Origin of the sequence: Roseovarius albus (genome assembly GCF_900172335.1) — a bacterium.
Classification (GTDB): domain Bacteria; phylum Pseudomonadota; class Alphaproteobacteria; order Rhodobacterales; family Rhodobacteraceae; genus Roseovarius; species Roseovarius albus.
Map to the genome: position 1 here is coordinate 250,172 of NZ_FWFX01000006.1, position 12,898 is coordinate 263,069.

General features: G+C 55.7%; 14 protein-coding genes. 7 read left to right on the plus strand and 7 right to left on the minus strand.

Translation table 11 applies throughout. The features are described from left to right. Positions 1–41: 41 nt before the first annotated feature. The gene (locus tag ROA7450_RS11540) at positions 42–560 is read left to right on the plus strand and encodes a hypothetical protein (protein ID WP_085805867.1); all 519 of its coding nucleotides are present in this window, start codon (positions 42–44) and stop codon (positions 558–560) included. A 19-nt stretch (positions 561–579) separates the two neighbouring features. Here ROA7450_RS11540 and ROA7450_RS11545 read toward each other — a convergent pair whose 3' ends face one another. The 5 genes from ROA7450_RS11545 to ROA7450_RS11565 form a co-directional block, all read right to left on the minus strand. Beyond that, positions 580–1,653, minus strand: a complete 1,074-nt coding sequence (locus ROA7450_RS11545; protein ID WP_085805868.1) for an agmatine deiminase family protein — start codon at positions 1,651–1,653, stop codon at positions 580–582. A 76-nt stretch (positions 1,654–1,729) separates the two neighbouring features. Beyond that, positions 1,730–3,220, minus strand: a complete 1,491-nt coding sequence (locus ROA7450_RS11550; RefSeq protein WP_085805869.1) for a replicative DNA helicase — start codon at positions 3,218–3,220, stop codon at positions 1,730–1,732. 231 nt (positions 3,221–3,451) lie between these two features. Then, positions 3,452–4,126 (minus strand): orotate phosphoribosyltransferase, encoded by a 675-nt coding sequence (locus ROA7450_RS11555; RefSeq protein ID WP_085805870.1) that lies wholly within the window; start codon positions 4,124–4,126, stop codon positions 3,452–3,454. Between the two features lie 36 nt (positions 4,127–4,162). Further along, positions 4,163–5,200: a dihydroorotase gene (pyrC, locus tag ROA7450_RS11560; RefSeq protein ID WP_085805871.1), complete on the minus strand. Its 1,038-nt coding sequence runs from the start codon at positions 5,198–5,200 to the stop codon at positions 4,163–4,165. A gap of 52 nt (positions 5,201–5,252) precedes the next feature. Further along, the gene (locus ROA7450_RS11565; protein ID WP_085805872.1) at positions 5,253–6,212 is read right to left on the minus strand and encodes a phosphoadenosine phosphosulfate reductase; all 960 of its coding nucleotides are present in this window, start codon (positions 6,210–6,212) and stop codon (positions 5,253–5,255) included. A 181-nt stretch (positions 6,213–6,393) separates the two neighbouring features. Between ROA7450_RS11565 and ROA7450_RS11570 the strand changes: the two genes are divergently transcribed. The 5 genes from ROA7450_RS11570 (at position 6,394) to ROA7450_RS11590 (ending at position 11,471) form a co-directional block, all read left to right on the plus strand. Next, entirely contained in the window at positions 6,394–7,299 is a 906-nt protein-coding gene (locus ROA7450_RS11570) for an AAA family ATPase (protein ID WP_085805873.1), read from the plus strand. A gap of 20 nt (positions 7,300–7,319) precedes the next feature. Continuing rightward, a complete protein-coding gene (locus ROA7450_RS11575) occupies positions 7,320–8,198 on the plus strand; it encodes an MBL fold metallo-hydrolase (protein WP_200812954.1) in 879 nt (292 codons plus the stop codon). Further along, positions 8,191–9,441, plus strand: coding sequence for a vWA domain-containing protein (locus ROA7450_RS11580; protein WP_085805969.1), 1,251 nt, complete (start codon positions 8,191–8,193; stop codon positions 9,439–9,441). The genes ROA7450_RS11575 and ROA7450_RS11580 overlap by 8 nt, the downstream gene beginning before the upstream one ends. Before the next feature lie 72 nt (positions 9,442–9,513). Then, on the plus strand, positions 9,514–10,482 hold the full coding sequence (locus ROA7450_RS11585; RefSeq protein ID WP_085805971.1) for an XdhC family protein: 969 nt from the start codon (positions 9,514–9,516) through the stop codon (positions 10,480–10,482). Further along, a complete protein-coding gene (locus ROA7450_RS11590; RefSeq protein ID WP_085805875.1) occupies positions 10,479–11,471 on the plus strand; it encodes a molybdopterin-binding protein in 993 nt (330 codons plus the stop codon). Before ROA7450_RS11585 ends, ROA7450_RS11590 begins: the two co-directional genes overlap by 4 nt. On the opposite strand, the gene ROA7450_RS11595 is transcribed toward ROA7450_RS11590, so the two are convergent. Continuing rightward, positions 11,468–11,899, minus strand: a complete 432-nt coding sequence (locus ROA7450_RS11595; protein WP_085805876.1) for an SRPBCC family protein — start codon at positions 11,897–11,899, stop codon at positions 11,468–11,470. The two genes, ROA7450_RS11590 and ROA7450_RS11595, sit on opposite strands and share 4 nt — an antisense overlap. Next, positions 11,880–12,233 carry an ArsR/SmtB family transcription factor gene (locus ROA7450_RS11600; RefSeq protein WP_085805877.1) on the minus strand — a complete coding sequence of 118 codons (354 nt, stop codon included), beginning with the start codon at positions 12,231–12,233 and terminating at the stop codon, positions 11,880–11,882. The genes ROA7450_RS11595 and ROA7450_RS11600 overlap by 20 nt, the downstream gene beginning before the upstream one ends. Positions 12,234–12,403: 170 nt before the next feature. Between ROA7450_RS11600 and ROA7450_RS11605 the strand changes: the two genes are divergently transcribed. Then, a complete protein-coding gene (locus ROA7450_RS11605) occupies positions 12,404–12,889 on the plus strand; it encodes a (2Fe-2S)-binding protein (protein ID WP_085805878.1) in 486 nt (161 codons plus the stop codon). The last annotated feature ends 9 nt before the right edge of the window (positions 12,890–12,898 follow it).

The following is a 12,898-nucleotide window of genomic DNA, read 5'->3' on the forward strand; positions in this document are numbered from 1 at the left end:
GATAAATTATGTCCTTTTGCGATGTGACTTGGAGAGAAGCCATGAGTTTCAAGTATGATTTCGACATGTTCTCGGTCGTGCCAGATGAGATGAAGCAGGAATTTGAGAATGCTTTTGACGAATTGGGCATGGGAGGACAAAGCAAAGAAAAGGTCGCCATGTTTCGTGATCCGGCTTTGGCCGTGGCGTTGCAAAATGCCGATGACGAAGTGAGGCAAGTATTTCTGAATGCGGGCTTTGGCCTGAATGTATACGATTCCGGAGCTCCCGAGGGGTGTTATCTGGCCAGCGAAGAGGTTGGTCGGTCCGACTGTGTCAATCGCCTAGCCCAGGTCATTGTGAGTAACCGTTCTGTCTTGTCACAGAATTGGAACGGCTTTGATATCGAGCAATTTCTCGATCATGTAGCGAATGCTCGTCCGATTGAGGTCGAAGAAGTGCAGGTTGCCCCACCGGTTGCTGCGAAGCCAAAGCACTCCAACGTCATCCGGCTTGCCAGCATCTGTGTTGTCGCTGGAAGCCTGGTTCTTGCATTCTCGACCGGGGGCTGGTCGTTCTGAGTGAATTCGAAATCTTTTGTTAGACGGCAGGGAGCTGCTGCGTAGCGCAGTGAATCCCGCCACCAATTTCGCCAAGCGGATCAACGAACAAGGTGACAATCTCTCGTCCGGGGTAATGTGCTTTGAGTGCATCAACCGCGATGGCGTCAGTTTCTGGGTCGCCAAACTCGGTGGCGATGATCGCACCATTGCAGGCATAATAGTTGGCATAGGACGCCACAAAGTCGATGCTTTTGACCCGGCGTTGATTTGGTTCGGGGATCACGGTGACATCCAATCCCTGAGCGACAAGCTGATCATGGGTTTCCAGGGCGGCCACATGAAATGGATCGCGCATGTCAGGGCGGTCCGGCATGTTGATAAGAACCCGGCCAGGACCGGTAAAGCGCGCCAGACTGTCGATGTGATAGTCGGTGATATCTTCATCCCAAACACCGGCTGACCATATCATGCGCTCAGCCCCATAGGCGCGGAGAAGTTTTTCCTCGACCTCTTCTCGGGTCTTATTCAAGTTACGGTTCGGGTTCACCCAAGAGCTTTCATGCGCCATCAACAGCCCGTGTCCATCGTGTTCCACACCACCGGATTCTCCTTGGAGGCCGCTAGGAATAAGCTCGAGGCTGAGGCGGTCAGCAATCGCCGCAGCGATTTGGCCATCGCGCTGGTGAATTTGTTTTCTGCCCCAACCGTTGAACTGAATGTGACTGACGGCCAACGTGCCATCATCCTTTTGCGCGAAGAGGGGGCCGGAGTCGCGGCACCAGAGGTCCTCAGTCGGGATATCCCAAAGTTGCACCTTGGATGATAGGTATTTATTGGCCTGCTTATGGAGGCTGCGTTCTGCCAGCATGATTACGGGTTCAAATTCGGCGATCGCGTTGGCAATGTCAGCGATTGAGCCGCGCAACATGTCCAGAAAGACCGGATCTGGGTGGATCACTTTGCTGGCAGGCCACTGCATGAACGTCAGCGCGTGGGGGAATTCTTCTGGCGGAACCCAGAGTGAGGTTGGAGATTGTGCTTCCGTCTGAATTCCCAGCCAAGAGAAGGCTGCAACCGTTGTGCCACCAGCCAATAAAGAGCGACGGTTCATATCTATGCTTCCCCAAATCAACAAGAATGAATCGATTTGACAGAATTACTGATAAAATATGACAGACTTAAGGCGCTTAAAATTCCTGATCCCCAGCAGCCTGTTGCCAAGGTTTGACCAAGTTGCCAAAGCGGGTGAATTGGCTCTCGAAACTGAGTTCAACTGTGCCGATGGGACCGTGACGCTGTTTGCCGATGATGACTTCGGCCTTGGCGTGCAGACGGGCCATTTTCTCCTGCCATTCCGCCATTTCCTCAAGTCGCTCGTCAGAGGGTTTTTCGCGTTCGACATAGTATTCTTCACGGAACACGAACATAACCACGTCGGCGTCTTGCTCGATGGAACCGGATTCCCGCAGATCTGACAACTGCGGGCGTTTGTCGTCGCGGCTCTCGACCTGACGTGAAAGCTGGGACAGAGCGATGACCGGGATGTTGAGCTCTTTGGCGATGGCCTTGAGGCCCATGGAAATCTCGCCAATCTCCTGCACCCGGTTGTCTGATGTACCACGAACCAGCTGGAGATAGTCGACGATTAGCAGATCCAGACCATGGGTCCGCTTCAGACGACGCGCACGCGCGGCCAGCTGGGCAATTGGGATCGCGGCGGTATCATCGATGAACAGCGGACAGGATTCCAGCGTTTTGGCGGCTTCGACAAAGCGGCGGAATTCAACTTCGTCCATATCGCCCTGACGGATTTTATGCGAGGAAATTTCCGAGGCTTCCGCCAGAACCCGGCCGGCCAGCTGCTCGGCGCTCATTTCAAGGCTGTAAAAGCCGACAACGCCACCTTCGATTGCGCCTTCGGTGCCATCGGGCAGGGTGCCACGTTTGTAGGCTTTGGCCACGTTAAAGGCGATGTTGGTGGCCAGCGAGGTCTTCCCCATCGAAGGACGACCGGCAAGGATCAACAGGTCCGACTTGTGCAGGCCGCCAAGTTTGCCGTCCATGTCAATCAAGCCGGTAGAAACACCCGCGAGGCCACCCTCACGTTGATAGGCGGCATTGGCCACATTTACGGCATCGGTTACGGCTTTAAGGAAGGACTGGAAACCGGTTTCGGTTTGGCCTTGTTCCGAGAGCTGATAGAGTTTTTGCTCGGCCTCGATGATCTGATCCTTGGGCTCTGATCCGATTTCGGCCCGGGTCGCCTTTCCTGCAATGTCATGGCCCAGAGTGATCAACTCGCGCCGGATCGCCATGTCATAGATCATTTGGGCGTAGTCGCGTACGGCGAAGCTACTGATCGCAGCACCGGCGAGGCGAGCTAGATAGGCGGGGCCGCCAAGTTCCTTTAGGCCCTCGTCGCTTTCAAGAAAGGCTTTCAGTGTAACGGGGGAGGCCAGATTGCCTTTGGCGATGCGTGCGGCGGCGGTCTCGTAGATGCGGGCGTGGACGGGATCATAGAAATGCTGTGCGCCAATGATGCTGGCCACGCGGTCGTAGACGTCGTTGTTGGTCAGGATCGCACCCAGAAGCTGTTGCTCAGCCTCGATGGAATGCGGCATCGATTCCGCTTGCTCGACTTCGACGCCTGTGGCGTTGAAGCTTGTGACCTCGTTCATGTCCGTCCCCTGTCTGCTCTGGGGTGTCATACAAAACCCAAGCTGGTGAGGGCAAATTGTATGTTTTTGTGGACAGGCTGTGGATATCTGCCTGCGCCCATATATTGGCCCATAGAGGGGTGTTTCGTCAATATTTGGTATTTTAGCGTGGTTTTCAACCAGACTGCCGTCACGTCAAAACCACAGCCAGAGATTTTTCCCAAGGCTGTGGTTGTGATTGGTTCAATGTGATCAATTGCGCGCCGCCTGCCAGGCGCGTGGATCGTTGAGGAACGATTCGACACCGTCGAGCGTGGCTTTGTCGAAAGAACCCTGGGAACGCGCCTCAGCCAGAACGTCCCACCAAGTGCAAAGGTAATGCAGGTTCACGCCGTGATCTCCCAGTGTCTTTTCTGTTTCGGGGAAGATGCCGTAGTAGAAAATCACCGCCGTGTGGGCGCAACGGGCACCGGTATCGCGGATGGCATCAACAAAGCTGAGCTTGGAGCCGCCATCGGTGGTCAGGTCTTCGACCAGCAGAACACGCTCGCCTTCGGACATTGCACCTTCGATCCGGGCATTGCGGCCATAGCCTTTGGGTTTCTTGCGCACATAAGTCATCGGCAGGGCCATACGTTCGGCAACTAGCGCGGCAAAGGGAATGCCTGCTGTTTCGCCTCCGGCGATGTTGTCAAACGCCTCAAATCCCGCATTTCGCATTACCGTGACGGTCAGGAAGTCCATCAAGGTGCTGCGGATGCGTGGATAGCTGATCAGCTTACGGCAGTCGATATAGGTGGGGCTGAGCAGACCTGAGGCCAGCGTGAATGGCTCGTCCGCGTTGAAATGCACGGCTTGAATTTCCAGCAACATGCGGGCGCTGAGACGGGCGATTTCTTGGGCATCAGGGTAGGAGGTTGGGATCATAATCTTGTCCTTGTTAAACTCGTGGGACGGGGAGGGTTACTCCACCCGCCAATGTGTTTTGAAACCGGGGTCAAAGACGGTCACAGGGCCATCGTCGGTGTCGATATGGCTGGGGTAGGTCACCTGATTGCCTTTGGTGAGGGTGATCTTGGTCTCATTGACCGGCAGGCCATAGAAGGCAGGGCCGTTGAGGGAGGAGAAATCTTCCAGCTTGTCCAGTGCGTCGTCTTCTTCAAATACATGCGCTAGCAGTGACATGGTGTTTGTGGCGGTGAAACAGCCAGCACAGCCACAGGCGCTTTCTTTGTTGTCATCAGTGTGCGGCGCGCTGTCGGTGCCAAGGAAGAACCGCGCGTCGCCAGAAGTGGCAGCCTTGCGTAGAGCAAGACGATGCTCTTCGCGCTTGGCCACGGGCAGGCAGTAATAATGCGGTTTGATCCCGCCGACCAAAATATGGTTGCGGTTGATGATCAAGTGATGGGTTGTGATGGTCGCGCCCAGATCGCTATCGTTGGCTTTCACATAATCCACACCATTGGCAGTGGTGATATGTTCCATCACTACGCGCAGGCCCGGCGTGGCCCGGCGGATTGGGTCAAGCACACGGTCGATGAACACGGCTTCTCGGTCGAAAATATCGATATCGGCGTCAGTGACTTCGCCGTGCACACAGAGCGGGCAACCAATCTCGGCCATGCGCTCCAATACCGGGCGTACGTTGTTGAAGTTGCTGACCCCGCTCGAAGAATTTGTCGTGGCCCCGGCCGGGTAGAGTTTGACCGCTTTGATCAGCCCGCTGGCATGGGCGGCAGCAAGGTCATCAGGGTCGGTGTCCTCGGTGAGGTAGAGTGTCATCAACGGCTCAAAGGTCATTCCGTCGGGCAGGGCGGCCAAGATGCGGTCGCGGTAAGCGGCGGCCTGATCGCCGGTCACTACGGGGGGTACCAGATTGGGCATGATGATTGCGCGGCCAAAATGGCGTGCGGATTCCGGAAGGACTGCTCGCAACATTGCGCCATCGCGTAGATGAAGGTGCCAGTCGTCGGGGCGGTGGATTGTCAGGCTTTGGGTCATGCTTCGGCTTTACACAATACATCTGCGCAGTGCCAGTACCCCAGTGACGAAGTTATTCGATTGTTTGCTGCTCGTTTCGAACTTGCGCACCTAACATTTGTTCGCTGTTCTCCAGTGCCGTGCGAAACAGCGGGGCAGAGCGTTCCTTGAGCACCCGCTTGCAGAGCAGGACTATCAACTTGTGACGCTCTTCTTGGCGGAGACGTCTGAGTAGATTGAGCTGATAGCGTGGGTCTCCGTGCCGTGCCCGGCAGAGTCGTGCGATGTTGGTGATGTCGAGTCGGTCCGAGCTGACTTGTGCTAGCATCCGAAGGATGACCTCCATGCGCACCAGCGCCGGTTCTAGCGCGGCTCCCATAAAGCGGGTTCTGAATTGTTCAACATTCGGGCGGTTGAACAAAGCTGCGTGCATGGCATCTGCCCGGATCTCGGGATCGTACAGCAGAAAAACCTTTTCGGCAGCTTCGATCATATCTGGCGCATAGGCATAGCGGCTGCTGAAATCAGTGCGCCGCATATGGCGAAAGCGGTCGTCCCATTCGGTCAATTCGGGGGCTAGGGTGGCCTGTGGTTGCAAGAGCAGTACTTTGGCACCTGGTGCGGCAACTGAATAGGCCGCTGCAGCGTAGCCGCAAGCCCCTGCACCATAGAAAATGACCTGTTCAAAATCTTCAAAGAAACCGTCATCCACCAGACGGTCGAAATAACCATAAACCCGCTCGTCGCGAAACCAAGTGTCACCCTTGCTGATCAGGCACAGATGAGACCAGTCCAGAGTGCGCACCATGGACCAGCCTAATGGATGAGCGTTTTCGGTCCTGGCCGAAACAGAGCCGAAGGATTCAAATGTGACCAGCAGGATGGGTTTCTTTTCGATCAGGATAGCGGCATGATCTGGACCCAGATATTCGACATATCCATCTTGGTCCGCGACATCTTCTGCCGCTTCCAACCAGCCTTGCCATTGTAACCCTCCTAGTGATTGATCCAAAGAGGGCGGTGTATCGTGCATATCGTTCAATCCCAAATACCATTACAAACAGCGATCCACCCCAACGCGGGGCTGATCATAAAGTTGGGCATAAATTCGAAGAATCCAAGAGGTTTCTTGATGTTACCCGTAATATGTGAACAGTTTGACCTCTTGACCACGACTGTAGACTGTGCAGGGTTTCCCCTGAATGGAGGTCTTAATGCAGACGATCTCAACCATCAGTGATGTAACGCACAAATTAAACGCAAACGGGTATATTTGCGACAGAGCCTTGGCGACAGTAGTGTTTTTGGGCCTGCGGTTGGGGCGACCATTGTTTCTGGAAGGTGAGGCCGGTGTTGGCAAAACTGAAATCGCCAAGGCCATTTCTAGCGCCCTAGGTCGACGTTTGATCAGATTGCAATGTTACGAAGGTTTGGATGCTTCCACGGCGGTATATGAGTGGAATTTTGCAGCACAGATGATTGCGATTCGCGCCGCAGAGGCGAGCGGGGTGAATGAAAAACACCTTACAGAAGAGGTGTTTACCGAAAAATATCTAATTGAACGACCGCTCTTAGAGGCGATGCGGCCGCAGTCCGGAGGGGCTCCGGTTCTCCTGATTGATGAACTTGATCGCACTGACGCCCCGTTCGAGGCGTTCTTGCTGGAGGCTTTGAGTGACTTTCAGGTCACGATCCCTGAGTTGGGCACGATTTCCGCACCAGAGCCACCCATTGTGATCCTGACCTCGAATCGTACACGTGAGGTGCATGATGCGCTCAAACGTCGGTGCTTGTACCACTGGGTCGATTATCCCGACTTCGGTCGCGAGATCGAGATTTTGCAGGCACGTGTCCCCGAGGCGTCTGAGAAATTGAGCCAGGAGGTCGTGGCTTTTGTCCAAAAATTGCGCACCGAAGACTTATTTAAAAAGCCCGGTGTGGCGGAAACAATTGATTGGGCGAAATGCCTGCTGGCTTTGGACGTGGTAAACCTGAGCCCCGAAGTGATCTCTGACACCTTGGGCGCCTTGCTGAAGTATCAAGATGACATCGCCAAGGTTCTGGGCAGCGAGGCGTCGCGGGTGTTAGATGCAGCGAAGTCGGAATTGGCGTTGACATGAACTGTTCGAAGACACGGCACGTGAGGATTTTGCAGCCGCACCCCGGGATCTACGCCTATTACGACGGGCGTGTGCCCGGGCATCGTTTCATGGAAGGCGAGAACTGGGTTGATGATGGGGCCATTGCCCTTGGGATCGCGACCTATGCCGTGGTCGAAGGCGACGAGGCACTGGTGTATGACACTCATGTGTCACCAGAGCATGGTGCCTTGATCCGTTCGCACTTGGATGGGTTGGGGGTCTCTAAGATCACCATAATTTATAGCCATTGGCATCTTGATCATGTGGCGGGAACCTCGGCCTTTGCGGGCTGTGACGTGATAGCCAATGACAAGACCGCGCGCCATTTGGCAATGCGTCAGATCGCAATTGAGGCCGGAGACTATGATGGGCCACCGGCCATCAATCCGCTGATTTTACCGACACAGACCTTCACAGGTAAATTGGAACTGTCGTTGGCCACGCGCCGGATTGTGCTGATCGAGGTGAATGTCCATAGCGATGACGCTACGGTTTTGTGGTTGCCGGATGAGAGAATTTTACTGGCGGGCGACACGGTTGAGGATCCGCTGACCTATGTCGATGAGCCTGCAGAATTAGCGCATCACCTGCGCGACCTTGATCGTTTGGCAGTACTGGGGCCGCGATACATTTTACCAGACCATGGTGCGCCCGAGACAATAGCCAAAGGTGGCTTTGGTCCCGAAGTTATCGGGGCAATGAAACGCTACATTCAGTGGTTAATGGCGCTGGAAACCAACCCTGATCAGGCAAATGAAACGCCTGAACATATCTTGTCTGCAGATGTAGATGCAGGAACGCTGAAGTGGTTTGAGGCCTATCGTGAGGTACATGCGGCCAACGTCGCATCCGTTCTAAAGCTGTATGGCCATGCCTGAGTACGCGCCCCTTGGGCTGCCGGACAATCCGCGTCTGACCCATAACATCACCCATTTTGCACGGGCGTTGCGCCGGGCGGGGCTGCCGGCGGGGCCGGGGCGTGTATTGGATGCAGTGCGGGCGGTGCAGGCGGCTGGGTTCACATCGAAACAGGATTTCTTTTTCACCCTGCGGGCCTGTTTCATCAACCGGCCAGAACAGCGGGCGGTGTTTGCGCAGATCTTTCGGCTGTATTGGCGAGATCCACAGTATCTGGAGCATATGATGTCGCTGCTGATGCCCTCTATGCGTGGGGTGCAGGAAGAGCGGCAGGCGAAGGCGGCCGAAAAACGCGCTGCAGAGGCATTGCTGGATGGGTTAGAGCCGGAACAGCCAGTAGAGGATCACCATCCTGAAGAGTTCTTGATCGACATTGACGCATCAATGACAATGTCGGCGCAGGAGCGGCTCAGGACGCTGGATTTTGAACAAATGAGCGCCGATGAAATTGCACAGGCCAAACGCATGCTGGCGCGGTTGCAATTGCCGATAAAGCCTTATGCCTCAAGACGCGGACAGGCAAATCCTCATGGCATGCGGATCGATGCGCGGGCGACATTGCGCGCGGCCTTGCGTCGTGGTGGGGAAATACGACGTATCCACCGACAAAAGCCTCGAGACCGTTGGCCGAATTTGGTGGTGCTATGCGATATTTCGGGGTCAATGAGCCAATACAGCCGGATGGTGCTGCATTTCTTGCATGCAGTGGCCAACCACAAGGGGGCGGGATGGGCGCAGGTACATGCGTTCACCTTTGGCACGCGGCTGACCAATATCACCCGTCATTTGGCGACACGAGATGTCGATGCCGCGTTGGCAACTGCTGGAGCTGAAGCGCAGGATTGGGAAGGTGGTACGCGGATTGGCGAATGTCTGCACGCCTTCAACCGCGATTGGTCACGCCGGGTTATGGGGCAGGGCGCGGTGGTTTTGTTGATCACGGATGGGTTGGACCGTGGGCAGCCAGATGTGCTCGAGCAAGAAATACCACGCCTGCAGCGCACTGCGCGGCGTCTGATCTGGCTGAATCCCTTGCTGCGGTGGGAGGACTTCGCTCCAAAGGCGCAGGGCATTGCGGCGATGTTGCCCTATGTCGATAGTTTTCGAGCCGGGCATTCGATTGCGTCGCTGGAGGAATTGGCCGCGGTGATTTCAAAGCCCGAAGATGCAGGTGAAAAGGCGCGTCTGATGAGATTGCTGTAAACCGGGTTGCGGGGCGGGGTCTTTTCGCCGAAGAGTCTATTCAATGAGCGAAGCCATAACAGAAAGAATATGATGGATCGTTTCGACAATATTCCTGAGGTCGCATTGGACTGGCATCGCGCCGGGAGAGGTGCAGCTTTGGCCACCGTGGTGGAAACCTGGGGAAGCGCGCCACGCCGGGTTGGCAGCCAGTTGGCAATTTCCGGTGCCGGAGAGATCGAAGGCTCAGTCTCGGGCGGCTGCGTCGAGGGCGCGGTTGTGGCCGAAGCTGTGGAGGCGATTGAGATTGGTCAGCCCGTGATGCTGGAATATGGCATCAGTGATGGCGATGCTTTTGCCGTAGGTCTGGCCTGTGGCGGGACCATTCGGATCCTGGTTGAGCCGGTCGGATCGGTAATGCCCGCAGGTGTTTTGGAAGAGCTCGTATCGTCGCGGGCCGAACGGGAGCCGGTGGCCTATGTCACCGGAAGGGATATCGAACGCCGACTGGTAAGAGACGGTTTTGCGGATCGATTTCGGGCGGATAGGTCTGGATTTGAGGACGATGGTGAAACCTTTGTCTGCATTCATAATCCGCCGCTCAGGCTGATCGTGGTCGGCGCGGTGCATATCACGCAGGCGCTGGTGCCGATGGCGCGGATCGCAGGCTATGATCCGGTGCTGGTGGATCCGCGGGAAAGTTTTGGATCGCAGGCGCGGTTTCCGGGGGAAATGATACTTAACGATTGGCCAGATGAGGCGCTACAAGAGATTGGGCTGGATGCACGTACGGCACTGGTGCTGTTGACCCATGATCCAAAACTGGATGATCCGGCGCTGGAACTCGGGATGGTATCAGATGTGTTTTACATTGGGGCCTTGGGATCAAAGCGCACCCATGCCAAGAGGTTGGAGCGCCTGAGAGACAAGGGATTCAGCGATATGCAGCTTGCGCGCATTCATGGACCAATCGGGCTGGATATTGGTGCTGCAAGTCCGTCGGAAATTGCAACCTCGACATTGGCGGAAATGACGCAAGTGCTACGGCAGGGCCAGGTGTGAAGTTCGGCCCGGTTCCTGTTGTCGAGGCGGAAGGGGCCATTCTGGCGCATTCCGAAGCGATTGAAGGCAAGCGCCTGCGCAAAGGGTTAGTTTTGGAGGCTTCACATATTGTGGCTCTGAAACAGGCGAGGCTGTCAGAAGTTACCGTTGCGCGGCTGGAACCGGGAGATGTGCACGAGGATCAGGCGGCGCTCAAACTGGCAGAGGCTATAAGAGATGAGGCAGCGGGCATTCGATTGAGCGAGCCCTTTACCGGGCGGGTCAATCTGATCGCAGAGGGCCCCGGTGTTGTGCAACTGGATGTGGAGCGGATCAATGCGGCAAATGCTGTGGATCCGATGATCACGGTCGCGACGGTCGCGCCGTATCACCAGATCCATGCCGGGGGCATGATCGCGACGGTCAAAATCATTTCCTATGCCGTCCCTGAGACAGGTTTGCGGCGCGCCTGCGACTTGGCGTGGGGTGGCATCCGTCTGGCGAATCCGGTGATGAAATCCGCCAGCCTGATCATCACTGAAACACCCGGTGGTCCGGGGCGCAAAGGGGTGGAGGCGATTGAAAACCGGCTTTCGGCGCTGGAGATTGATCTTTTGGAGACGCGCATTTGCCCGCATGACGAGGGCGCGCTGGCGGAGGAAATATCATCCTCAGTGGGTGAGGTTGTCCTGATCTTGACGGGATCTGCGACGTCAGATGCATATGATGTTGCCCCGCAGGCCCTGCGCAAGGCTGGCGGGCAGGTTGAGCGGTTTGGCATGCCTGTGGATCCGGGAAACCTGTTGTTTTTGGGAGATGTAGGGGGCAGGCCGGTGGTTGGTTTGCCGGGCAGTGCTCGTTCGCCTGTATTGCATGGTGCAGATTGGGTCTTGGCACGGGTTGCCTGCGGGGTTCCGGTAACAAGTGCCGATATTGCCGGGATGGGCGTGGGGGGGTTGCTTAAGGAGATCCCCACGCGATCGATGCCGCGCAGGGGGCGTGCGCGTTAGAGTGTATCGGCAAGTACGCCGAGGATGTGGGTCCAACCTCCCTGGTGATTGTCGCGGCTTTCTTCATTGGGAAAACGGATGTGGGTGAGAGTGACATGGGTGCCCTCGGTCACCTCTCGGAATTCCAATGTGACTTGGCTACCCTCGATCGAAAACGGACTTTCCCATGAAAATACCAACCGGTTGGGGCGATCGATCTCCTGATAGACACCGCCATGAAGCATTTCATCCTCGTCTTTCTTCATGATCAGGTCAAAGCGACCCCCGACCTTTGGGCTGACCTCGACCTTTGGTGTGGTCATGCCGGGGCCGGGGCACATGAAGCGCATCAGCATTTCTGGGTTGAGCCAGGCGTCAAAGACGGCCTCGGGCGGTGCGGCGATGGTGCGTTCGACCTGTAGCGACAGGTCAGTTGTTGTCTGTGTCATTGGCAGTCTCCTTGGTGATCAGGTTATCGAGAGCCTCAAGCCGTAGAGCCCAAATCGAGCGTAAATCCTCGAACCAGCGATCAACGAGTTTCAGGCGATCCATCTGAATTTCAATCAGATGTTCGCGCCATTCGGTCCGGCGCAGTACCAGACCTGCCCGTTCCAGCATCTTGATGTGTTTGGAAACGGAATTGAGGCTCATGTCAAAGTGAGTGGCGATTTGAGTCACACGCAAAGGGCCGTGCTGTGCCAGTAAGGTCAGGATGATCCGTCTTGTCGGATCACTGGTGGCCTTGAGTAGCTCGGACAGATCATGTGATTCTAATTCAACCATATGGGTGAATAACATTTTCAAAACTATCAATCAACCAATTGGATGAATGATATCACGAATGCGTTGATTGGTGCGTAAACCTGACCAATTAATAAGATTTTTCTTCTCATGTGGGCGGACCCGTGTTTAACTCGCCTCAGCCAAGAAAAAATAGCTACTGGGAGGAGCCAATGTCACAGGTCACCATGACCGTGAACGGTAAGGCCGCGTCGGGTGAAATTGAAGGCCGCACGCTACTTGTCGATTTTCTACGCGAAACTTTGAATTTAACGGGGACGCATGTCGGCTGTGACACCAGCCAGTGCGGGGCCTGTGTGGTCCATGTGAATGGCAAGGCAATCAAGGCCTGTACTATGTTTGCCGCCGAGGCCGAAGGCGCAGAGGTGAAAACCATCGAAGGGATGGCTAATGCCGATGGTTCACTTGGCACGATCCAACAAGCCTTTCAGGATCATCACGGGCTACAGTGCGGGTTCTGCACACCTGGCATGGTGATGTCAGCGGCGGCTTTGCTGCAGGATAATCCCAAGCCATCCGAGGCTGAGATCCGGGATTATCTGGAGGGTAATCTCTGCCGCTGTACCGGATATCACAACATCATCAAAGCGATCCTTGCCGCCAGCGGCCAAGACGCAGATGCAATCGCCGCCGAATAAGGCGCAGGG

Bases quoted from the DNA above. Each gene is read 5' to 3' on its own strand.
- ROA7450_RS11550 (WP_085805869.1), bottom strand. From the start codon at position 3,220: ATGAACGAGGTCACAAGCTTCAACGCCACAGGCGTCGAAGTCGAGCAA.
- ROA7450_RS11545 (WP_085805868.1), bottom strand. From the start codon at position 1,653: ATGAACCGTCGCTCTTTATTGGCTGGTGGCACAACGGTTGCAGCCTTC.
- ROA7450_RS11540 (WP_085805867.1), top strand. From the start codon at position 42: ATGAGTTTCAAGTATGATTTCGACATGTTCTCGGTCGTGCCAGATGAG.
- ROA7450_RS11580 (WP_085805969.1), top strand. From the start codon at position 8,191: ATGCCTGAGTACGCGCCCCTTGGGCTGCCGGACAATCCGCGTCTGACC.
- ROA7450_RS11600 (WP_085805877.1), bottom strand. From the start codon at position 12,233: ATGGTTGAATTAGAATCACATGATCTGTCCGAGCTACTCAAGGCCACC.
- ROA7450_RS11585 (WP_085805971.1), top strand. From the start codon at position 9,514: ATGGATCGTTTCGACAATATTCCTGAGGTCGCATTGGACTGGCATCGC.
- ROA7450_RS11595 (WP_085805876.1), bottom strand. From the start codon at position 11,899: ATGACACAGACAACAACTGACCTGTCGCTACAGGTCGAACGCACCATC.
- ROA7450_RS11570 (WP_085805873.1), top strand. From the start codon at position 6,394: ATGCAGACGATCTCAACCATCAGTGATGTAACGCACAAATTAAACGCA.
- pyrC (WP_085805871.1), bottom strand. From the start codon at position 5,200: ATGACCCAAAGCCTGACAATCCACCGCCCCGACGACTGGCACCTTCAT.
- ROA7450_RS11605 (WP_085805878.1), top strand. From the start codon at position 12,404: ATGTCACAGGTCACCATGACCGTGAACGGTAAGGCCGCGTCGGGTGAA.
- ROA7450_RS11555 (WP_085805870.1), bottom strand. From the start codon at position 4,126: ATGATCCCAACCTCCTACCCTGATGCCCAAGAAATCGCCCGTCTCAGC.
- ROA7450_RS11565 (WP_085805872.1), bottom strand. From the start codon at position 6,212: ATGCACGATACACCGCCCTCTTTGGATCAATCACTAGGAGGGTTACAA.